This window comes from Arachidicoccus terrestris, assembly GCF_020042345.1.
GTDB lineage: Bacteria > Bacteroidota > Bacteroidia > Chitinophagales > Chitinophagaceae > Arachidicoccus > Arachidicoccus terrestris.
Genome location: NZ_CP083387.1, coordinates 702,846 through 723,322, shown reverse-complemented (window position 1 = coordinate 723,322; position 20,477 = coordinate 702,846). Strand labels below are relative to the sequence as shown.

Genomic DNA, 20,477 nt, shown 5'->3' with positions numbered 1-20,477 from the left:
CCATACTGGCTATTGATGCGAAACAGACTTGTCTGTTTGATATTCTTTCTTTAACTTTGTGCAATGCGAAACGAAAGAAAGAATTCAATTCGACAGACAATAGTAGATACAGCTGCACGCTTGTTTTATAAACAGGGATACAGCAACACTGGAATTAATCAAATTATTGAAGAATCCGGGGTTGTCAAATCTTCGTTGTATGCGACTTTCCGGTCGAAGGAAGATATATTGATGGAATATTTGATAGCGGCAGGGGCTGCTACGGACAATGCTTTATTAACCGCTGCAAATAAATTTAAAGAGCCAAAAGACAAGGTATTGGGTGTATTTGATTATCTGATGAGCCTGGTACAGGAAAAGGAGTATTACGGATGTAATTTTTTAAATATCATTTCTGAAATTCCGAAGGATACGGAACGCGTTGTCAAACAGATTAGAACGCAAAAGAATGGGGTAAGGAAGCTTTTTGCCCTTTTACTAGCACCCGTGGGAAAAGAAGAATTGGCCGACGAGATCTACATATTGTTTGAAGGAGCTCTAATCGGGAATAAGGTTCATGGCGCGACATGGCCGGTTAAAAGCGCCAGGAAAACAGTTGAGCGACTGCTTAATTAATCCCTATTTAAAAATAAATGCTTTATGAATAGTGATAAAATAAATATATTGAGTTTGGAAAATAATTAAAACAGACAAGTCTGTTTTAATTATTTTCCCCTATCTTTGTTGTGTGATACTTTTAAGGGTAATTTATTTATTGATATATCGGAATAGTTTTTGGGTTTGATAAAAAACAGACTTGTCTGTATTGTTCATTATTACTTAATAAAATTTAAAGAAATGAAAACGCAAAAAGTAAGCTACGTAAAAGCAAACATTGAGGATTTAAGTATTTTCTACCGGGAGTCAGGTCCGGCAGACGGACCGGTTGTCTTGTTGTTGCATGGGTTCCCCACCTCTTCACACATGTATCGAAATCTGATTCCATTGTTGAATGAGAAGTATCATGTAATTGCACCTGATCTTCCTGGTTTTGGCTTTTCCGATTCACCAAAAAACACCGTGTTTACATACACTTTTGATAACCTGACTAAATATATTCAGGGGCTAATTGATCATTTAGGTTTAAAACGCTTTACCATTCAGGTATTCGACTACGGTGCGCCCGTCGGATATCGTATCGCTGTCGCGAACCCTGAAAAGATAACTGGTATCATCTCGCAAAATGGCAATGCCTATGTGGAAGGCTTAAGCGAAGGCTGGAATCCCATCCAAAAATATTGGAATGAGCCAAATGAAGAAAACCGCAATAACCTCCGTGGCATGTGTACAGCTGCTACAACCCGATGGCAATATTTAACAGGTGTGAACAATCCGGATCTGGTTGCTCCGGAATCGTACACACTGGACCAATATTTTCTGGACAGGGAAGGTAATGTAGAACTACAATTAGACCTTTTTAAGGATTATGCGAGCAATGTTGCTATGTATCCTGTTTTTCAAGAATATTTTAGGCAAAAGAGCCCCGAATTCCTGGCTGTCTGGGGGGATAAAGATCCGTTTTTTTTGCCACCTGGTGCTCGGGCTTTCGCACGGGATCTGCCAAATGCAATTATTAAGTTCTTTGACACAGGGCATTTCGCTTTGGAAACGCACGTACATGAAATTGGCACTGAAATAATAAAGTTCTTAGAAAAACTCCCCCGATAGCTTGCTATTGGTTGAAGGTATTATAATTAAAAAAAGCGAATCAGTAACCGCGATCAAAGGTCGCCGAATATCAATATTTTCAAAACCTTTAATCTATTAAATAATCGAGTAAATATAACAAAATGCAGATACTTACTGAGATGGAAAAAAATATACATCAAAACCCCGGAAAACCATTGGCAATAAAGTTTGCCGGCTGGGTGAGGCAACGTAATCTCCCTTTTCTGATAATCTGGATAGGTATGGTCGTTATGCTATTATGGGCCGGCGCCTATAAGTTGACAATTCCCGGTGCGGAGGGTATAGCACCCTTGGTAAACAATAACCCACTTATAAGCTGGCACTTTAAGGCTGTTCGGGGTGTATCACGGTTCTGATCTTATTGGACTAACTGAGCTTATTGCTGCAGTATTGCTATGTATCGGATTATTTAAGCCGCGACTGGGTGTGATCGGAGCAGCGATCGCTGTTGTAATGTTCTTTATAACCAGTACGATGGTAATCACGACACCGGGTGCATTAACTAGTGTAAACGGAGTAAATTATATGAGTTTTCTTGGGCTCTTTCTTTTTAAAGACGTTATAAATATGGGTGCATCTTTATATCTGGTGAGTCGATTTGGTCATAAAGCAGCTGTAGCGCTGAATAAGTAATTAGTAATGGAAATACAAAATTTATTTGAAAACATTTGTACAAAAAAATAGATATTATATCATGAAAACAGTATCCGTTCCTACGAAGGAACAAGTATCTCCAGAAAACCAGGTTTTATTTGAAAATCTGACGAAATCAATTGGTCGCGTACCCAATTTGTTTGCAGTATATGCGCATTCCAAAAACGCACTTGGGACTTATCTTGCGTTGGCTAATGCTAAAACTTCATTAAGGGCAAAAGAGAAAGAAGTTGTAAATCTAATTGTGAGCCAGGTCAATGGTTGTGAATATTGCCTTGCGGCACACACAGCTATTGCTAAGTCACATGGCTTTACTGATGAACAGATATTAGAAATTCGTCGCGGCTCGATTAGTTTTGATGTTAAATTTGATGCATTGGTCAAACTTGCAAAAAGTATTGCTGAAAATAAGGGCCATGCAGATCAACAATTAATTGATAATTTCTATGCTGTCGGTTATGATGAAGGCTCGCTCATTGATGTCGTAATCGTCGTGGGGGACAAAACAATCACTAATTATGTTTACGCTTTGACAGGTGTACCTATCGATTTCCCAGCGGCTCCATCAATCTAAGCGCAACACTCTGTGGTCAGACAAAAGGTGTGGCGATTTTATCGTCGCCCCTTTTGTGCTTGAGATAACTGGTCGTACCAATGATCGATTTGATGAAATCTATGAACTTTACGAATAGATCGCATTTACTATCGTATGGGCTTACCGGATATGCATTTCATAAGAACATAGCGGATAAAACGAAGATTTCTCAATTATCCACTCTGGTGTTTCCTGTAGGGCTACATTTTGGTATTTAATTGGTCGTCCTTTGAAAATAGACAGGTATCAGTCATTTTGAGGGCTTTTGTTACAACCTATTAAATTACAGATATTTTGCCAGCTTCGTACAGTTAAGTCTTGCAGGACCATCGTCACACTTATGTTGGCAATGTACTTATCAAAAGCCGCGAAATAGTTCGATGATCCAGGTGAAGTTTGTTGTGTATCGGTGAGAAGGATAATACGGGGATTGGCATTTGGTTTCGTGTCATTGAGTATGTAAGGGGGCCCAACTCTTCAATAAATGTTGGCCGATGCAGATGATATTAATATCATCACCTCTACTGAGATGATATTCAGTTTGAAACTGATTATGATAAATTGGCTCAAAGATAAACAAAATGGCTTTCCGGCCTTTATTCAGATTTAATAGCTTCTACTGGATTTGCCTGGGCCGTTTTAAGGGCCTGTAATCCAACCGTCAGCAGTGTAATCAACAAGGCGATCAGGCCTGCCGCCAGAAATACCCACCACCGAATATCTATTTTATATGCATATTGCGATAGCCATCGGTTCATTATGTACCAGGAAACCGGTGTGGCAATGAGAAAGGCAATCATTACATGATATATGAAGTCTTTTGACAGTAGCATCAGAATGCTTGATATTTTGGCGCCAAGCACTTTTCGGATGCCGATTTCCTTTTTGCGTCTGGAGACAGTATGCAATATTAAACCTAAAAGACCTAGGCCGGATATAAAAATGGCTAAAAATGAAAAAATACTTGAAATTTTACTTAGCGTTTTTTCATTCTGATACAATTTGCTATAATCATCTTCAATAAAGGCGTAGTTAAACTGCATGCCCGGATTTACCTTTTTATACAGTTGCTTTAATCCTGCCAGTACTTTATTTGTCATTCCAGGCTCGATGCGAATTAAAGTATGGCCCCGATTCATATTGGACCAATGTAAAATAAGTGGCTTAATAGCATCATGCAGAGACGCGAAATGAAAGTCTTTGATGATACCTATTATTTCTCCTTTTTTGCCCCAAAATGTAATGGGCTGGCCAATTGGGCTCTTCAGTCCCATGGCACGCTGGGCGGATTCGTTGATAATGTACCCGGCGGTATCTGCTGCTCTGTCTGGAGCGAAATCGCGCCCTGCAATAAGATGGAGCCCCATTGTTTCGATGAAGTTATATCCGACAAAAGACTGGGTAAAAGAAGTAATCTCATTGGCTCCTTTTCCCGGCCAGGCGACTCCTGTAGTTGAGCTGCCAATATTTGTAGGAACCTCTTGTATGGTTGATAGTGACCGGATACCCGGAATGTTTCCCGCCTCTTGTGTAAAGTAAGTGTATTTTTTCGACATGTTACCCTGAATCGGGATATCTATGAGATTCTTTTTGTTATAACCTAGGGCAGTCTTTTGCATATATCCCAGTTGTTGGGTGACAATTACCGTGGCAACAATAAGTACTATTGCAATAATAAATTGAAATATGACCAGACTCTTTCTGAGCATCGCGTTCTTTCCTATGTTTACGCTACCTTTTAATACTCGTACAGGCTTAAAAGAGGAAATGAAGATAGCGGGATATAGTCCCGCTGCTGCGGCAATTGCAATTGCCGAAATGCCAATGATCAGCCAAAAATAAAGATCGGAAAAAGGAAATGATATTTGTTGGCCGACAAAAGAATTAAAAAAAGGCAAAAGACAAAGAATGATCACTAAGGCAACAAAAATGGAGAGGAGTATCAATAACACAGATTCCATCATAAACTGTATGATCAATCTGCTCCTCGAAGCGCCTGCAACCTTACGAACGCCCACTTCTTTTGCCCTTTGTCCGGCCTGTGCTGTTGACAGGTTAATAAAGTTAATGCAGGCTATAGCGATGATGAAAATTGCAATAACTGTGAATAAGTGTACCAGGTCAATCCGTCCACCTGCTAAATGGCCGTTATCAAATTGGTCCTGAAGATAGCTATCCTTGAAAAGCTGCATACCCAAGTCCCTATGATATTGCTCAGTATGGCCTGTGTATTTATAAAGAAAATGCTCTAGCTTTTTAGCTACCTGTTGAGGATCTGCATTCTTGGCTAACATGATCATCGTGTTTGGCCCGCTGTTTCCCCAATCTTTTGCATAGGGGGCTTCTTCCAGGAAAGTTGACCAGTTTATCACGCAATCGGACTTGGCAGAGGCGGTATTAGGTAGATCTTTGTATATCCCCGTGATCCGCAGGTCCTTACCGGTCTCGGTATGGACAGATTGGCCAAAGGCAGCCTTCAGACTACCAAACATGCCTTTGGCCATTGTTTCAGAAATACAGATACTTTGGGGGGAGGCCAATGCGTTGGCCTTATCACCCATGATGAATGGATAATTCATCATTTTGAAAAAGTCGGCGTCAGCGTAGTAGGTGTCATACAAAAGGTTTTTGTTCCCTGCTTCATATAGTACTTTGTCAGGGGTATCTTTTAACCAGGAGACATTCGCTGCATATAAAATTTCCGGGATTTCTTTTTTTAATGCTGCTCCGAGTATGCCCGGTGTACCATATTGTCCGGTTCTTTGGCCATTAATATAGTAATTTCCATAAATGATGTAAACACGATCATTATCTACCGTAGTATGGTCGATTTGTCGTTCATTTCTGATCCATAAAAATATGAGCAAGCCAAATGTTATGCCCAGAACTAAGCCGAGCATATTGATAATTGTGTAAACTTTACCGCCAAAAGCACTTCGGATGGTTATTTTTAATGAATGGGACATGTTTATTGTTTGAGTAGGGAATCGGATATAAAATAGTGTCTTGTTGTAGGATAGCAATATATTGAATCCCAATTTTTAATAATGTGACCCATTTTTACGATTATTGCCATTATTCTGTAGATTTCAGGCTTTTGGTAGGATGCTGCTCTGAGCACATGGACGCCGGTTATTGCGAAAGCAACAATTAGAACAAGGCTGCCTGCTGCAATAAAAACCCACCACCGAATTCAGTTTTTTAAGATTTTCCAAACAATAGACCAAAGTAGAAAATGCTTTGTATTTACCAAATTATGAATGTGTAAGATATTTAATATGTCCGTATTCGAACACTGGTACTGTTCACATTCGAACACAGTTTCGGAGGGGTATTCGCACAGTGATGCGGTATGCTGCATGCTTCCCCGATGAGCAAATTGTCGTATCGCCGATACGACAATTGAGTTGGGCTGATTTTATTGCCCTCATACCTTTAAAAAAGCCAATGAAATGTGAGTTCTATGCCGAAATGTGCAGGTATTGTTGTCCGCCGGATCCGCAGAGTCTTTTATGAGTGACGGGGGAGAGGAGCTGTATTTTGATATTATTTTGTCAGACATAGGATTACCGGGTGACTCTTGTATGAAAGGGGTGACGCTTATGAAAATAAGAAGGCCTAAATGCCAGGTCATGATGTTATCTGTATATAATGATACGGCAAGGATCTTTCAGGCACTATACGCCGGTGCTGCCGGTTACGTGTCTAAACAAACGGCTTTTGTAAAAATTAAAGAGGCCTTAAACAGTATTTATAATGGGGGCGCTTTTATGTCACCGAATATTGCAAAGAAGGTGACGGGTTATTTTAACCCCGCCGCTTCTTCTAAAGTGCGGGATCCCCTGCCGCAGCGGGAACAGCAGGTGCTGCATGGGGTAGAGGAGGGGCTTTCTAATAAAATAATAGCTGAACGGTTCAATATTTCTATTGAAATCGTAAAGGCGCATGGTAAGAAGATATACCAGAAACTGGAAGTTAATAACAGGCTGGATATTGTCAGAGGGAATACCGGTAAACATTGTATTTGCCCCGGATATTATTCAGCATCATTTTTTTCCCATAGCCTATCCCCCGTCAGGGGGATTTTTATTTTATCTGCCTGACTGATCTTTGTCCTGTGGTCATGCGGGCTGAGAAACGCAAATAGAATTGCCCGCATTCTTGTGAAGTCTTAGCATGCACCTGCGCCAGGTGGGTGCTTGGGGTTTTCGGGTACCTAGCAAGACTTATTTGTTGCTTTTTATTTAAGACTGGGCCGCCATACGACAATAATTTAAAATAAATGAGAAGGCATCTGCCCTTAAGAGGCTTAATCCCGGCAATCATCGGAGCTGCGATATTTATGTTCCTGTATGTAGTATTAGTTTAAAAACGATTTAGACCTGCCTGTGCAAGGCCAGATGGAGTAGTCGCTATTTGCTGAAGGGCAACGAGGATATAATAATTAAGTTTATTGACATGGATAAAATTTGACGGATGAAAAAAAACATAAGACTTCTTTTTGTGGTATTATTTTGGGCGTGCAGCGCCCGTGCGCAGTATGCTGTTGTGCATAGCTTTAACGGCAATGACGGTGAGAAACCCTATAGCTCGCTGATCAGTGACGGCGCATATTTGTATGGAGTGACCAACCGGGGTGGGACATATGGAATGGGCACTATTTTTAAAGTAAGTTTAGCCGACGGAACACTCACGGATATATACTATTTTAACGGCACCGACGGGAGATATCCTTATGGGTCACTCATTATGGATGGCGATTATCTCTATGGTATGACGCCTAGTGGAGGGGCATTTGATAATGGCAATATTTTTAAAATAAATAAATCCGGAGGTGTCCTGACCGATATGCATGATTTTGATGGTGCAGGTGGTGCCAATCCATATGGTTCACTTGTCATCGACGGGGATAGTCTGTATGGTATGACCACTTTTGGAGGGACGGCCGGAGATGGTACGGTTTTTAAAATAAATAAAGACGGTTCCGGATTTGTCGATATGCACGACTTTAACGGCAGTGATGGCGGCACCCCTTATGGATCGCTTGTTGGTGATGGGGCGTATCTTTATGGTATGACCTATTTTGGCGGAAACTTCTACGGCAATATTTTTAAAATAAGTAAGATCGATGGCTCCCTCACTAATATGCATAACTTTAGTGGTACGGACGGCGCAAATCCTTATGGTTCGCTTATTATCCAGGACGGGTATCTGTATGGTATGACATCGGGAAGCGGACTTAACAACAATGGAAATATTTTCAAATTGAGTATAGCAGATAACAGTTTTACCAGTATATACGATTTTAACGGTATTGATGGCGCGACTCCGCTGAGTACACTCTTTAGAGATGGAAATTATCTGTATGGCACGACATTTAATGGCGGGCTAAATACCTATGGCAATATCTTTAAAGTAAATCTGGACGGCACCGGATTTATAAGTATGCATGACTTTGTCGGCACCGATGGAGCCGCTCCTGGTTATGGCAGTTTAATATCTGTAAACAATAGCCTTTATGGTATGACTGGTCAGGGTGGAGCAAACGGCAAAGGTGTCATATACAAATTTGATTTGTCTGCCGCGATGCCGGTTCATTTTATTTCGTTTACCGCCACTTTTACGTCAAACGGCAACCGTCTGGATTGGGCTACAGGCGAAGAAACAAATAGCAAGGGTTTTCAGGTTGAGGTAAGTACAAACGGTAAGGACTTTACCGGGATTGATTTTGTCGCAGCCAAGGGCAGTACTTCCAGGTACAGATATATCGATACGCACAGTTATAATGTTTCAACTGTTTATTACCGGTTAAAGCAAATAGATATAGAAGGAAAGATTGCGTATAGCCCGGTGGTCTCTATAAGAGCTGATGAAAACGGCGGTATAACGGTTTATCCGAACCCTGCCAGCGCATCTGTAACGGTGACTGATGCCTCTGGTGACATTCAGATATTCAATAGTGCGGGCAAAGCGGTTCTTAAGCAGATATCAAGCGGAGCGAAGACTATTATAGATATCCGCAGTCTTCCGTCAGGCATTTATTTTATTGTAGATGCCAAAGGCAATAGAAAGCGGTTTATGAAAGAGTAGTTGGATAATAAAAACATCAAGACTGTATATATTAAAATATAGAGCCCTGAAGGATATCAACTATATAAATTTTACCAAAAAATATTAACTTTTAAAATTCCGGGAATAGAAATGAAAAGATATTTACTGTTGATCGTATGCTTCGTTTGGAGCATGGGTATGAGCCAGCTATTAGCCGCCGGGACACCTTTAAACCTAAATGCAGACAGAATTTGTCTCAGAACCATTTTTGGTAAATCCGTTTTCTGAGGACAACCTGGTAATCGCTTCGTTGCATAATAGGGCATTTTGGGATGACAACATCAATTTGTCGCAGTCAATCCATTCTTTGTAACGGACGGCCATTCAGCTCATAAAACTAAAATGGTTAAGGAGTGGTTAAGTGAAAATTAAAATGGAATTGAAGTATTCTTTATTCCTCCATATAGCCCTGAGCTTAACGCACAGGGATATTTGAATCAAGATGTAAAAACAAATGTCATAGGCAAAAAGAGGCCGATCAATAAAGAACAAATGCGTGACGATGTAGAGAGTTTTATGAAAAGTTGAAAAAATGATAAAAGGCAGGTGAAAAAATATTTCCATCAAGAGGATGTCAAATACGCCGCATAGACATTTTTGGTATACTATTTTACTAAACGATTAATATATCTTTAGTTTTATACAATAGAGAGAGGAATTCTTGAAAGAGGTGGAATTAGTCCAGGCGGGCATTAGGTAAAGATTTAGGATTATTAAACAATTCATCATTTACAAGTGAGAGTCGTTCACTTAATGTATAATATAGCTAGAAAATATATGAAATTAAAATTTGGTCTAATTCTTTTTATAGTTTGTCTTGTTTCTTCTTTCACTATTACTCAATGTGTAAGCCAGAAGCAAAAAAACTTAATGCTTATAAATCGTTTTTTATTAAACGTTAAAAATGATTCTTTAGATACCAAAGGCATAATCGAAAGTTTTATGTATAAAACGAATGATTCAAATTACCTTAAGTTCCAAGAAATTTATATACCTTTTTTGAAAAGGGAATTGAGAAAGATTGATATTGATAAGATATCTATTAAAACATACAGACAGTTGCCAACAGAACGACGGACAATAATTGACCAAAGTGTAGATGATAAGCAAATTTATGTTCTTTTTTATAATGATACCATTTTTCATAATGTGTTAATAGAAGATAATCGGATAAGGTCATTTACCACTATGACATTTGGCAAGAACAAGACATTTATGTATTGAGGTAGATTCATACCTACAATCTCGATAATATTTTTCTTTATTCAGTATGAATACCGGGCTTCCCGAAGGTGGTATCTCTATTCAGATCAGAGGCCTTGGATCTATCAACTCGACTAATGAACCGATTTTTGTTATCGACGGAGTGATTATGAATTTAGGGACGGGTGAGTTTTACAAGTGATGCATTTTCCTTTATCAATCCCTCCGATATCGAAAAGATTGAGATTTTAAAAGAGGCACCTGCTACGGCTATATATGGCTCTCAGGGTACAAACGGCGTTATTTTGATTACGAACAAGCAAGGGAGAATGAGTGCCCCAAGCATTCGTTTTGACGCGCGTTTGGGAAGGCAAAACCTGCAGAAATATTTGCCGATGATGAACCTGCCTCAGTACGCCCACGCATCTGAACGCACTCTATGACATTTTTGGATGGGGCGTGAATGAATATTTTGTCAATCCGAGCTTTTTAAGACAGGGAACCAACTGGCAGAAAGTCTTGTTCAAGCCTTCTTATATGTCCAGTTATAATCTGGATGTCTCCGGTGGGAATTTTTGGGGACAGATTGAAAGTTTAGCTACTTAAATTTTCAACCCTTGATTTTCGATTTACACACTTTTAGGGATCCTGTCGGAAGGTGATTTTGCTCGTATTTTTTATTATAAGATGTATTGATATCAGACAGCCCCAATTAAATTGACAAGGGTTATTAAATTGGTAAAAATAATTATTCTATACTCATACAGTAAGAAACAGGGGTATATGCTTTATCACCTAACTTATCTAAATTATATAAGGCCACGTAATTACATCCCCCCATTATGCTATATGTCACGACAGCATATTGCATATTGTCAATAATATAAATTTTGTTTATTTTCAATTCCTCATCAAAATAAATAAGTTTTGCCTCCGGCTTATCTGTACATAGCGCTTTATTCAAAAAATCCAATCTTCGTTTTTTTTCTTCAGGTGCGGGATCATTGTATCTAATTGCGGTAACCCCTCTTCTTATATCCATGTATCCCCAAAAATTAACCAAGCATTTTCGATAATCTTCCGAAGCAGAAATAGGTAAAATATAGTATTTATTTTTGAACTGGTTATAAAATTCATTATTTATTTGGACTGGAAGGTTTTTGATTGTATCAGCAATTTTGTCTATCTCTGAAAGGATATAATGTGGGTCAAAGTTCCGGTATAACTCTGGATACGGCGTAACAGCCAATTTAGCTATTTTTATAACGTCATAACGAAGGCTATCAGATATTTTTCTAACATATATATATTTAAATTTGGGTTGGATAAATAAGTAAGGTGATTTTATGAATCGGCAATACTGGTTGCCTCTGTTATAAAGGATACCCGTAAGCATTCCGTTCATAAAATTATCAATAAAACGATGGTATATTTTTACTGCCGTTTCATTTGCTTTATTGCATGTGATTTTTTTATTAGATATGCTTTTTTTCGACCATTTATTCAACATTTTTCTTAATAATGGCGTATCATTGTTTAGATACGCTTTTTCAAGCATAAGGGAGTCCCTGACCCGACTATTTCCTTTTTGAGCCAATAAAGATGTGTTAGTCAAACACAAAAGAATAAGAAAAGCGATATCTACCCTTCTGAAAACATGCCTAAAGGGCAGAGCTAGTTTAAGCTTATTTCTGAATGTTTGGATTGGCAATTTTTGCTTCTTCATTTTTAATTTGAATGCCATTGTAAGCTCCCCTTTAAATAGAACGAGTTAGAATTAGACAAAATTGTTTAATTTTAAACCGTTCAAATATGAAGAAGAATCAATTTAGCGCGACTCAGATCGCTAGTATTTTAAAGGAGCTTGATGGCGGCAAAAGTGCCGAGGAAATAAGTCGAGAACGTGGCGTAAGCAAAGCCACACTCTATAATTGGCGTAAAAAGTACGGTGGCATGGAAGCTAGTGAGATGAAACGGGTGAAGGAGTTGGAGGAGGAAAATACCCGCTTAAAACGTATGTATGCCAATCTGGCAATGGAGCTTGATGTCGCTAAATACATAATCGAAAAAAAGTTGTAAAGCCTTGCCACAAAAGGGCTTTGGTAGAAGAAATACGTAAGGAACTGCCAAAATCAGTGAGCAAGGCTTGTCGGGTTCTCGGTTTAAGTCGAAGCGTATTGCACTATAAATCAATCAAAGATGACAGCACTTACGTGGATTTACTTCGTAAGCATGCTGAAGATCATCCTCGTGAGGGTTTCTGGAAGGCTTATGGCCGCATCCGCAACCAGGGTGTCATAGTAAATCATAAACGACTCTTTCGCATTTACCGGGAAGCTGGCCTGTCTCTTCGTCGCAAATGTAAGCGCCGCCTGCCCAATAGAGAGAAGCAGCCATTAGTTGTTCCGGAGACCTTTACACAGAGCTGGAGTATAGATTTCACCAATGACGTTCTGAGCAATGGACTTAAATTTAGAAGTTTTAATGTTATTGATGACTATAACCGTGAAGTATTGTACATAGAAGTTGATTACAGCTTAAAAAGTAGCCGTGTAGTGTGGGTGTTAAACCACCTAATCAACCGCTACGGTAAACCACAGAATATTCGTATGGATAATGGCCCGGAATTAATAGCAGGGTTAATGACTCATTGGAGCGCAGTAAACGATATAACTTTTCAGTACATCCAACCTGGCAAACCCATGCAGAATGGCTATATAGAGCGATTTAATAGGACTTACAGAGAAAATGTACTGGATGCTTATATCTTTGAATCGTTGGATGATGTAAGAGATATCACAGATGAGTTTGTAAAAGACTATAACCACGATCGGCCACACGACTCATTAGGAGGTCTTCCACCGGTGAGGTACCGGGAAGAAAGCGGCCAAAAATTGATTGGGGGCTCGTTCCGCTCCGGCTACGCCTCCGCTACACTCGCCCCCAATCAATTTCCCCAGGAGAGGGAAGAAATCTAATCTCTAAAGGTTCTATTTTTGGGAAGCTTACACCATATTTCGTATGAAAATTGAATTTTAATCATTATTGTCCAGTTCTAGAGTTGCGGTATAAGTCGAACAGAGTCAATTGATTATCATTTAGATCTTTGAAATATTATGATTGAGATCCTGAAACAGTTGGTTTACAGGGTTTGAGATGCTTAAAACCTGTAATATTCCGTAGAGGCCTAAATTGCTTCTTTGCAATTGCAACTAATACATAAACAGACGCCGCTATCCATACCTGCGTTTTTACGGCATTTTCAGATTGTTCCCAAAAGAATTTTATTTTTAGATGTTGCTTAACCCACCTGAAGAAAATTTCGATGAACCAACGTGCTCGATAAAGTTTTGCGATTTCTACAGCATCTAATTTAAAGTTGTTTGTTAGAAATATTAAAACCTTGTCTGTTTCGAAATCCTTGTATTTTATCAACCTTAATTTGTTTGGGTAATATTGTGAAACGTAGTAACCACTCAACTTAATTGTCTGATCAAAAAGGATTCCTTTTTCTATGTCCTTTGGATGGGAATACCTATAAAAGCATTTGCGCAAAGAGAGGTAGAGCAAATAGTGATAGTTGGTCGATACAATCGCCGAAGACAAATAACGAAGGGGCCACATTGGATAATTTGTTGCAAGAATGTCTTTTAGTGTTTGATGTTTTTTTCTAAACGAATAATTACTCACTTTTATTATAGTCGAAGTAAACTCTTGTCCAGATTCAAATATAATTCAGCATATATATATTAAAATAATATTAATTATATAAATAACATTGTAGAACTAAATACTGGTAATTGAGCCAAATAGAGCCTACTTAAAAATTGGCCGCGAGGTCGTTTATTACTCATAGATACCATGGCATTCAAGAACATAAGAGCATAACTTAAAATCCAAATTTAAAGATATTTCTGCTAAAGTAATTAATTTCTCAACTTGCTCGAAAGTTAATTTATAAGGCCAGTATAATTCATAATCGTCCGCTGGTTCCAGTGTTACAATTTCTTTTAATTGAGCGAGGGAAAGATTAAGCGGAATTTCCGAAACAAGTTCATCATCGCTTCTTCTATATACTTCTAATACTCGATTTACTGCGATTAATTTCATTTTTTTTATTTTTTTAGGCTAGATGAGAAGGATCGATGTTGCAGTTTCACCGGAGCCTATTGTTATTTTTAATTCTATTGGTTTTATAATTTCATCTCCTATTATTACTCCCTTTCCAAAACTAGCCCCTACGTCAATAATTTGCACCGTTACGAACTAAGTGGTTGATCTTTGAGGGTTTGCTGTTTTTAAGTCTGGTAGTTTTTACGATGTTAATAGTTTTATTTAGTTGTCCAATATTTTTGTGCTGCTGAATACCCGTCTGATTCCCATTATTCGATTGTCTATAGTGAGGTATGAGGGGTCTATGTCATCTCGCCTTGTTTTTCTCTTAGTTACTAAAGTCTAAAAAAATGCCAAAGGAAAGTTACATAAAGCTATCAAAGGTCAATTTAGGGAAGGTCTACAAGTCCCTATTTTTTTGGGGTCCATATAATTCCTTTCGTCGTTCCATTGTTACCTTAAATTTGTTATAAACAACATCATATGCTTCTTCGATAGTATCGATGTCGGTCTTTATAATTGTTTTATTTCCTCGCTCATCAAGACTAAACACATAATACTTACCATTAGAAAGGGTATGAATATTTGTAGCCAAGTTTTTGATTTCGTAACCCAACGAATATGCATTAGGAGGAATCCATCCTTCATTCAACAATTTTAATAATTCATCTTTTGTCATATCTATTTTATCTTTGTATTTCACGTAAAAAGCCATAGTTAACTAAACTCTGAATACTTGATATTGCACACCAAAACTTGTTTGTCCTTCTAAAAAAACTGGAGATGCAATTGATTGCAACACTCCTAGTAGTTTAAGGGGCTTCGTAAGCATAATAATCTTAACGCAAATACGGCGGAATTGTTCTTTGACCTAAACCAACTTCAGGAATAGACAGCCTTTTGCCATATTCGCTTCCAAAACGATCAACGAGCTTACCTCGCATTAATCCTTGAACTGCATCGTTGAGAATATTATTTCCATGTAAAGAAGCATGAATTCCTCCAACAGTTGCATCGCTAGCCAACCCACCAATTTCTCCAAATATAGCATCATTAATTAAACCACCAGGAATATTATAAATGTTAGCCAATACACTGCTAATTTATCCACTTACCGCACCTCCCACAACTCCCAGAACTACACTTTCCGCCATATTCTGTAACCCACCTCCGGCAATCATTGCATTCAATCCCCTGTAATCCCCCCTGCCGAAGCAAAATTCATCGTTGCACCACCGACAAAACTACCTGCAACGCCAGAACCAAAATACTTAAAAGCATCGAAAACTCCGTGAATATGACCAAAATTTGTCACTAGATTACCACACCGCCAATAATTGATTATTGCATTGTTCACTATTGGCTTGATCTGAGCTTTTTGGCAACCATCTTACTAAGCGATTCAATATTCATATCCGCTACCTGCAATAGGGTGGGGGGCCTGGACAGTATGCTTTGGAGAACCTTTTCTATGCATCGCAGGAAGGCCATTAAAGACGTTCTTAAGCATAAGTGGTGTTACCTGCTCATGTTCTAACTGTAATAAGGTGTAATGCCGTTCCAGGTCGGATATTATTTGATTGAGCCGGAGATTGGTTCTTTTGCTATCCGGAAAATTTTTTGCCTTTTTTGTTTGATTATCCCACTCCTCCAGATGTGCTTTTCTTCCAGTGGCGAGTTCTTCTTGGCCTTCAATACTTATCCAGCAGTAAATAGGGGCGTAGCCATTTGCATTGGCTTTGGATTTTCGCTGCCATAACAGGAGCGTCAATTTTTGATTACTTTTTCATCGGTTTAAATTTAAAAATGAACATTTAATTGTTCTTTTAAATCGTATCTCTAACCACTTTCTAAAAGAAACTGGTGCCCTGAATTTAAGGTATCTGATAGGGCACCAGTTTGAGCACCAGTCAGATTGATTAGAATTGATGAAAAATGACCTATTTATTTACAAAATGCACCGTTTTTACGCTAAAAAACAAAAAAAGGCGCTATTATTATCGCCTTCTGTGAGCTCAATGATACATGCCTCGAATCAATTTCGGGAAGATTTAGAGAAACTAGCAAGTTTGTTCATTTTTTTAAAATTGATAATCAATTACTTAAGTATATAACAAAGAAGATTTGATCAAGGAAACTAATAGCGCATTGAATTAAGGCGCCTAAAAACCTACGGCGAACTAAAAAAGGGCCTGCTTTATGAGCCCTCACGTTTAAATATCTAATAATATACGTTACTATTAAATATTATACGTAACTTTAAACTATTAATGTCACTAAATTCTTTTAACTGCTAATGATTTCCAATGCACCGGCTCAAATATTGGAATATGCTGTTCAATTTCCCCGAGCACTGCTCCGTTTATTAAAAGCTGGCTCAAGCGATGCTATTAGCGTAGAGGTGGTCGACGATGTTGCCAATCGTAAAGCAGACGGATCGACTTTCTTTGAAGAGGATAAAATCTCTACAGTAGGCAATCCCCTGACGGGTCGATCAACTGGTCAGTGGAAGACCTTTTATAACTGGCTAAAAGCTATTCATGATGGCAATATCGATTTAAACAAGGCTCATTTTTTTCTGTACACCAATCGAAGTGGTCGCCTGCCACTATAGATGCAGAGAAAATGTGCTAGATGCTTATATCTTTGAATCATTGGATGAGGTAAGAGATGTCACAGATGAGTTTGTAAAAGATTATAACCACGATCGGCCACACGACTCATTAGGAGGTCTTCCACCGGTGAGGTACCGGGAAGAAAGCGGCCAAAATTGATTGGGGGCTCGTTCCGCTCCGGCTATGCTTCCGCTACACTCGCCCCAATCAATTTCCCCTGGAGAAGGAAGAAATCTAATCTCTAAAGGTTTTTTTTGGGAAGCTTACAAACTGATGTATGCTGAACTAGTTTATTTATAATATTTATACGTTATTTTAGACTAAGTAGCACTCGAGAAATAGGGTCATAATTGCGTATCTAATTTTAACCAATTTTAGACAAATGAAACTTGGATTTTTGCTATATAATGGAATAACTGCTCTTGATCTATTTGGCCCCTTAGACATTTTTGGCCGGGTGGACACATGGGAAGTAGAATTATGTGCGTGTTCAAAAGGAAAATATGATATTGGTAACAGTATATCTCTCGAGCCGAAAACAATACTAAATCCGAGTATTAAATATGACGCATTTATAATCCCTGGTGGTGTTGGACAAATCGAATTTTGTGAACATCGGACCAATTTGAATCTAATCAAGACCATTTGCAGTAATGCCGAATATATACTTGGTGTATGCACAGGCTCTATTATACTAGGTTTCTGTGGCTTGTTAGAAGGCAAAAAGGCAACTACAAACAAATATTGCTTATCCTCAATTGAACAACTGGGCGCTATTTCCGTAGATCGAAGAGTTGTTGAAGATCATAATTTATTTACTTGTGGGGGCGTTACAGCCGGATTAGATTTAGCGCTCTATTTCGTAAAAAGAATTCAGGGAGACAGGGTTGCAAAAAAAATCCAATTGAGTATAGAATACAGTCCTGAACCTCTTTATAGTAAACTACAATTGGAAGACGATAAAAAATTAGTTCTCGAAATGGACCTAGATAAACGGAATATTAGTGACAAAAGAAGTGAGCAAATTAACCGATTCTTAAAGAATATATAGCAGTGGTTTGAAAAAAATAATCATGATAATCTTAAGTAAATTGTTCGAGTCGATAGAAAAGCATCCTCATAAGATTGCAATTCAATACAACGACAAAACCATATGTTATAACGATTTAGGAACCAATATTGAAAAATGGTCAACAGATTTAGGGAAAACTATTTTATCCCTGCATTTTTCAATTTTTTTATCTTCAATAAAGTATTGACAGATATCGGTAAATAATTTTTCTACTTTGATGGGAAGTGTTTGATCGATTTTTATTGGCTGGTCTTTTTGGGCTGTTTGGTATTGCCCTGGGAATATCTGTTTGAAAATATCCTGCTGAAGGATTTTTTCCTGTTGCATTTCCAAGCTAAAATCTGCCTTTTCGGCTTCTGTGGGTTATCTTGGAAAGTTTGTTATTGTTCAGGACTGCTTCCGATGTATTGGCACGACATTTTTTCGTTTTGTTGTCCCAGTTTTGAGGGTGTACTATACAGCCAGTGGAGGCCTGTCCCTTAATCCGTTGATCGTTATTCGGACGTAAATAGGGCAGGCGTCGTTTTCATCAGCCCTTTTTGTGCTTAAAAAGAACTGAACATTCAGATTTTGCTTGATAATCATTGTTTTTTCATTTAAAGAGTATACAATAGTCCTTAAATTTCTCAATGACATTTTTTGAGAGGGGACCTATTTTGAGGGTATAATATAGTCCCCTCGTATGGTCTCCGAATTGGATGTTTCAGGATGAATCGAAATAGAATGCTTTTTTTCTGAAACCCAGTGGTATCAATCGTTTTAAATGAAGAAGGCGCTATTATTAGCGCCTTCTGTGATCCCGCTGGGACTCGAACCCAGGGCCCATACATTAAAAGTGTATTGCTCTACCAACTGAGCTACGGAATCTTACCAAATTAACCATCTAAGTTTCTGTGTTTCAATCACCTTGTTGTGTTAATTGGAGTGCAAAAATAAAAGAAAAATAGATAACACCAAACTTTTTATAGAAAAAAATAAAAAATATTTTCTGGTGTTGCTTATTCGTCTTCCGGACAATTACACCTGCAAAATTTATTATAGAGTTTTTCGTAGATCGGAATGATATTATTGATGTTGAAAGTCAGCGCATGTTGATAAGCATTCTCTTTAAATCGATCCAGTAACGCATCATCTTTAAATAATTCAATAGCTTTATCTGCAGCATGATCAACATCGCCCACATTAAATAGAAAGCCAGTTTTGCCTTCCAGGTTTACTTCAGGTAATCCGCCTGCATTACTGCTGAGTACAGGCACGTGAGCAGCCATCGCTTCTAATGCAGCGAGTCCAAAGCTCTCATACTCTGAAGGAAGAATAAATAAATCAGAAATCGCCAGGATCTCTTCCATCTGTTCCTGTTTGCCCATGAAGCGCACTTCATTTTCCAATCCCAGTTTATTAATGGTCTCTTCGCAGACAGGCCTTTCCGGTCCGTCACCGACCATTAATAATTTACAGGGGACTTCTTTTTGTGTTGCTGCGAAGATCCGGACAACATCGCAAACTCTTTTTACTTTCCGGAAGTTGGAAGCATGCACCATGATCTTTTCACCTTTAGGTGCAACAGCTTTTTTAAACGCGTCGATAGGCTTTTTATCAAAGCGCTTAATGTCCACAAAATTATAGATGACCTGGATATCCTTTTTGATATCAAAATATTTGTAGGTCTCTTCCCTCAGGTTATTAGATACCGCAGTAATTGCGTCACTTTCATTAATGGAAAAAGTAACGACAGGTTCATATGTTTTATCCTTACCGACTAAAGTAATATCTGTTCCATGTAAGGTGGTAATAAAAGGCACATCGCGGCCCGTTTTTTCTTTTACGATCTGTTTGGCCATAAAGGCTGCAGAAGCGTGTGGAATCGCGTAATGAACATGCAGGAGATCCAGGTCATATTTTATAATGACATCTACCAGTGTACTGGAGAGCGCTAATTCATAGGGAGGATATTCGAATAAAGGATATTCCGGCACCCGGACTTCATGGTAGAATATATTGGCATTAAATTCATTGAGTCTGACAGGCTGCCTGTAAGTAATAAAGTGTACTGCATGCCCTTCATTGGCCAATGCTTTACCTAATTCTGTTGCCAGAACGCCACTGCCGCCAAAAGTCGGGTAACAAACAATTCCGATACGCATTTTTTTTGTTTAAAGAGTGACATTAAACCAGTACAGCCTCCTGATTAAGGAACCGGATCATAACCACTGCCTCCATGCGGATGGCACCTGGCTATCCGTTTGATTGTCAACCAACCTCCTTTAAATAAGCCGTGTTTTTTAAAAGCCTCAATACCATACTGGGAGCAGGTGGGCGTAAACCGGCAAGTTGCCGGCAGGGCAGGAGAGATGACAAGCTGGTATACCTTAATGAGTAAGATAAA

General features: G+C 38.6%; 24 protein-coding genes, 1 tRNA gene and 1 pseudogene. 14 read left to right on the top strand and 12 right to left on the bottom strand.

Annotated elements, in window-relative coordinates:
* Window positions 1-63 precede the first annotated feature (63 nt).
* The 5 genes from K9M52_RS02890 to K9M52_RS02875 all read left to right on the top strand — a co-directional run bounded on the left by K9M52_RS02890 (window position 64) and on the right by K9M52_RS02875 (window position 2,956).
* The gene (locus K9M52_RS02890) at window positions 64-615 is read left to right on the top strand and encodes a TetR/AcrR family transcriptional regulator (RefSeq protein WP_224070565.1); all 552 of its coding nucleotides are present in this window, start codon (window positions 64-66) and stop codon (window positions 613-615) included.
* Window positions 616-837: 222 nt separating this feature from the next.
* Window positions 838-1,707, top strand: coding sequence for an alpha/beta fold hydrolase (locus K9M52_RS02885; RefSeq protein WP_224070564.1), 870 nt, complete (start codon window positions 838-840; stop codon window positions 1,705-1,707).
* 122 nt (window positions 1,708-1,829) lie between these two features.
* Complete coding sequence (locus K9M52_RS19020; RefSeq protein WP_262902423.1) at window positions 1,830-2,084, top strand: YkgB family protein; 255 nt, start codon at window positions 1,830-1,832, stop codon at window positions 2,082-2,084.
* A complete protein-coding gene (locus K9M52_RS19015) occupies window positions 2,068-2,361 on the top strand; it encodes a DUF417 family protein (RefSeq protein WP_262902422.1) in 294 nt (97 codons plus the stop codon). The genes K9M52_RS19020 and K9M52_RS19015 overlap by 17 nt, the downstream gene beginning before the upstream one ends.
* A gap of 61 nt (window positions 2,362-2,422) precedes the next feature.
* Entirely contained in the window at window positions 2,423-2,956 is a 534-nt protein-coding gene (locus tag K9M52_RS02875; RefSeq protein WP_224070563.1) for a carboxymuconolactone decarboxylase family protein, read from the top strand.
* 617 nt (window positions 2,957-3,573) lie between these two features.
* Here K9M52_RS02875 and K9M52_RS02870 read toward each other — a convergent pair.
* The gene (locus K9M52_RS02870; RefSeq protein WP_224070562.1) at window positions 3,574-5,943 is read right to left on the bottom strand and encodes an ABC transporter permease; all 2,370 of its coding nucleotides are present in this window, start codon (window positions 5,941-5,943) and stop codon (window positions 3,574-3,576) included.
* Window positions 5,944-6,322: 379 nt separating this feature from the next.
* On the opposite strand from K9M52_RS02870, the gene K9M52_RS19150 reads away from it, so the two are divergent.
* The 5 genes from K9M52_RS19150 (at window position 6,323) to K9M52_RS02855 (ending at window position 10,734) form a co-directional block, all read left to right on the top strand.
* Window positions 6,323-6,493, top strand: a complete 171-nt coding sequence (locus K9M52_RS19150) for a DUF1016 N-terminal domain-containing protein (protein WP_394369837.1) — start codon at window positions 6,323-6,325, stop codon at window positions 6,491-6,493.
* Entirely contained in the window at window positions 6,451-7,080 is a 630-nt protein-coding gene (locus tag K9M52_RS02865) for a response regulator transcription factor (RefSeq protein ID WP_224070561.1), read from the top strand. The genes K9M52_RS19150 and K9M52_RS02865 overlap by 43 nt, the downstream gene beginning before the upstream one ends.
* A 373-nt stretch (window positions 7,081-7,453) precedes the next feature.
* The gene (locus K9M52_RS02860) at window positions 7,454-9,067 is read left to right on the top strand and encodes a choice-of-anchor tandem repeat GloVer-containing protein (RefSeq protein ID WP_224070560.1); all 1,614 of its coding nucleotides are present in this window, start codon (window positions 7,454-7,456) and stop codon (window positions 9,065-9,067) included.
* A gap of 399 nt (window positions 9,068-9,466) precedes the next feature.
* On the top strand, window positions 9,467-9,616 hold the full coding sequence (locus K9M52_RS19145) for a hypothetical protein (protein ID WP_394369856.1): 150 nt from the start codon (window positions 9,467-9,469) through the stop codon (window positions 9,614-9,616).
* Window positions 9,617-10,476: 860 nt separating this feature from the next.
* A complete protein-coding gene (locus K9M52_RS02855) occupies window positions 10,477-10,734 on the top strand; it encodes a TonB-dependent receptor plug domain-containing protein (RefSeq protein WP_224070559.1) in 258 nt (85 codons plus the stop codon).
* A 305-nt stretch (window positions 10,735-11,039) separates the two neighbouring features.
* Here the strand turns inward: K9M52_RS02855 and K9M52_RS02850 are convergent, their stop codons facing one another.
* On the bottom strand, window positions 11,040-12,035 hold the full coding sequence (locus K9M52_RS02850; RefSeq protein WP_224070558.1) for a hypothetical protein: 996 nt from the start codon (window positions 12,033-12,035) through the stop codon (window positions 11,040-11,042).
* A 68-nt stretch (window positions 12,036-12,103) separates the two neighbouring features.
* Between K9M52_RS02850 and K9M52_RS02845 the strand changes: the two are divergent.
* Window positions 12,104-13,164: pseudogene (locus K9M52_RS02845) on the top strand (IS3 family transposase); the annotation flags it as partial.
* Between the two features lie 241 nt (window positions 13,165-13,405).
* Here the strand turns inward: K9M52_RS02845 and K9M52_RS19140 are convergent.
* The 5 genes from K9M52_RS19140 to K9M52_RS02820 all read right to left on the bottom strand — a co-directional run bounded on the left by K9M52_RS19140 (window position 13,406) and on the right by K9M52_RS02820 (window position 16,175).
* Complete coding sequence (locus K9M52_RS19140; protein WP_224071851.1) at window positions 13,406-13,915, bottom strand: transposase; 510 nt, start codon at window positions 13,913-13,915, stop codon at window positions 13,406-13,408.
* 222 nt (window positions 13,916-14,137) lie between these two features.
* Window positions 14,138-14,401, bottom strand: a complete 264-nt coding sequence (locus K9M52_RS02835) for a DUF7683 domain-containing protein (RefSeq protein WP_224070557.1) — start codon at window positions 14,399-14,401, stop codon at window positions 14,138-14,140.
* Between the two features lie 403 nt (window positions 14,402-14,804).
* Window positions 14,805-15,107 (bottom strand): hypothetical protein, encoded by a 303-nt coding sequence (locus K9M52_RS02830; protein ID WP_224070556.1) that lies wholly within the window; start codon window positions 15,105-15,107, stop codon window positions 14,805-14,807.
* A 136-nt stretch (window positions 15,108-15,243) separates the two neighbouring features.
* Window positions 15,244-15,495, bottom strand: coding sequence for a TNT domain-containing protein (locus tag K9M52_RS02825; RefSeq protein WP_224070555.1), 252 nt, complete (start codon window positions 15,493-15,495; stop codon window positions 15,244-15,246).
* Window positions 15,496-15,806: 311 nt separating this feature from the next.
* Window positions 15,807-16,175, bottom strand: coding sequence for an Arm DNA-binding domain-containing protein (locus tag K9M52_RS02820; RefSeq protein WP_224070554.1), 369 nt, complete (start codon window positions 16,173-16,175; stop codon window positions 15,807-15,809).
* Window positions 16,176-16,700: 525 nt separating this feature from the next.
* On the opposite strand from K9M52_RS02820, the gene K9M52_RS02815 reads away from it, so the two are divergent.
* The 3 genes from K9M52_RS02815 (at window position 16,701) to K9M52_RS02805 (ending at window position 18,070) form a co-directional block, all read left to right on the top strand.
* Window positions 16,701-17,018, top strand: a complete 318-nt coding sequence (locus tag K9M52_RS02815) for a hypothetical protein (RefSeq protein WP_224070553.1) — start codon at window positions 16,701-16,703, stop codon at window positions 17,016-17,018.
* A complete protein-coding gene (locus K9M52_RS19135; RefSeq protein WP_224070552.1) occupies window positions 16,999-17,178 on the top strand; it encodes a transposase in 180 nt (59 codons plus the stop codon). Before K9M52_RS02815 ends, K9M52_RS19135 begins: the two co-directional genes overlap by 20 nt.
* 223 nt (window positions 17,179-17,401) lie before the next feature.
* The gene (locus K9M52_RS02805; protein ID WP_224070551.1) at window positions 17,402-18,070 is read left to right on the top strand and encodes a DJ-1/PfpI family protein; all 669 of its coding nucleotides are present in this window, start codon (window positions 17,402-17,404) and stop codon (window positions 18,068-18,070) included.
* Window positions 18,071-18,175: 105 nt separating this feature from the next.
* On the opposite strand, the gene K9M52_RS02800 is transcribed toward K9M52_RS02805, so the two are convergent.
* From K9M52_RS02800 to yidD, 5 genes are all read right to left on the bottom strand, one after another.
* Window positions 18,176-18,418 (bottom strand): hypothetical protein, encoded by a 243-nt coding sequence (locus K9M52_RS02800; RefSeq protein WP_224070550.1) that lies wholly within the window; start codon window positions 18,416-18,418, stop codon window positions 18,176-18,178.
* Between the two features lie 126 nt (window positions 18,419-18,544).
* A complete protein-coding gene (locus K9M52_RS19010; RefSeq protein WP_262902421.1) occupies window positions 18,545-18,676 on the bottom strand; it encodes a hypothetical protein in 132 nt (43 codons plus the stop codon).
* A 209-nt stretch (window positions 18,677-18,885) separates the two neighbouring features.
* Window positions 18,886-18,958: transfer RNA gene (locus K9M52_RS02795), tRNA-Lys, on the bottom strand.
* Window positions 18,959-19,089: 131 nt separating this feature from the next.
* Window positions 19,090-20,235, bottom strand: coding sequence for an N-acetyl-alpha-D-glucosaminyl L-malate synthase BshA (bshA, locus tag K9M52_RS02790; RefSeq protein ID WP_224070549.1), 1,146 nt, complete (start codon window positions 20,233-20,235; stop codon window positions 19,090-19,092).
* A 44-nt stretch (window positions 20,236-20,279) separates the two neighbouring features.
* Window positions 20,280-20,465 (bottom strand): membrane protein insertion efficiency factor YidD, encoded by a 186-nt coding sequence (yidD, locus tag K9M52_RS02785; protein WP_262902432.1) that lies wholly within the window; start codon window positions 20,463-20,465, stop codon window positions 20,280-20,282.
* Between the last annotated feature and the right edge of the window lie 12 nt (window positions 20,466-20,477).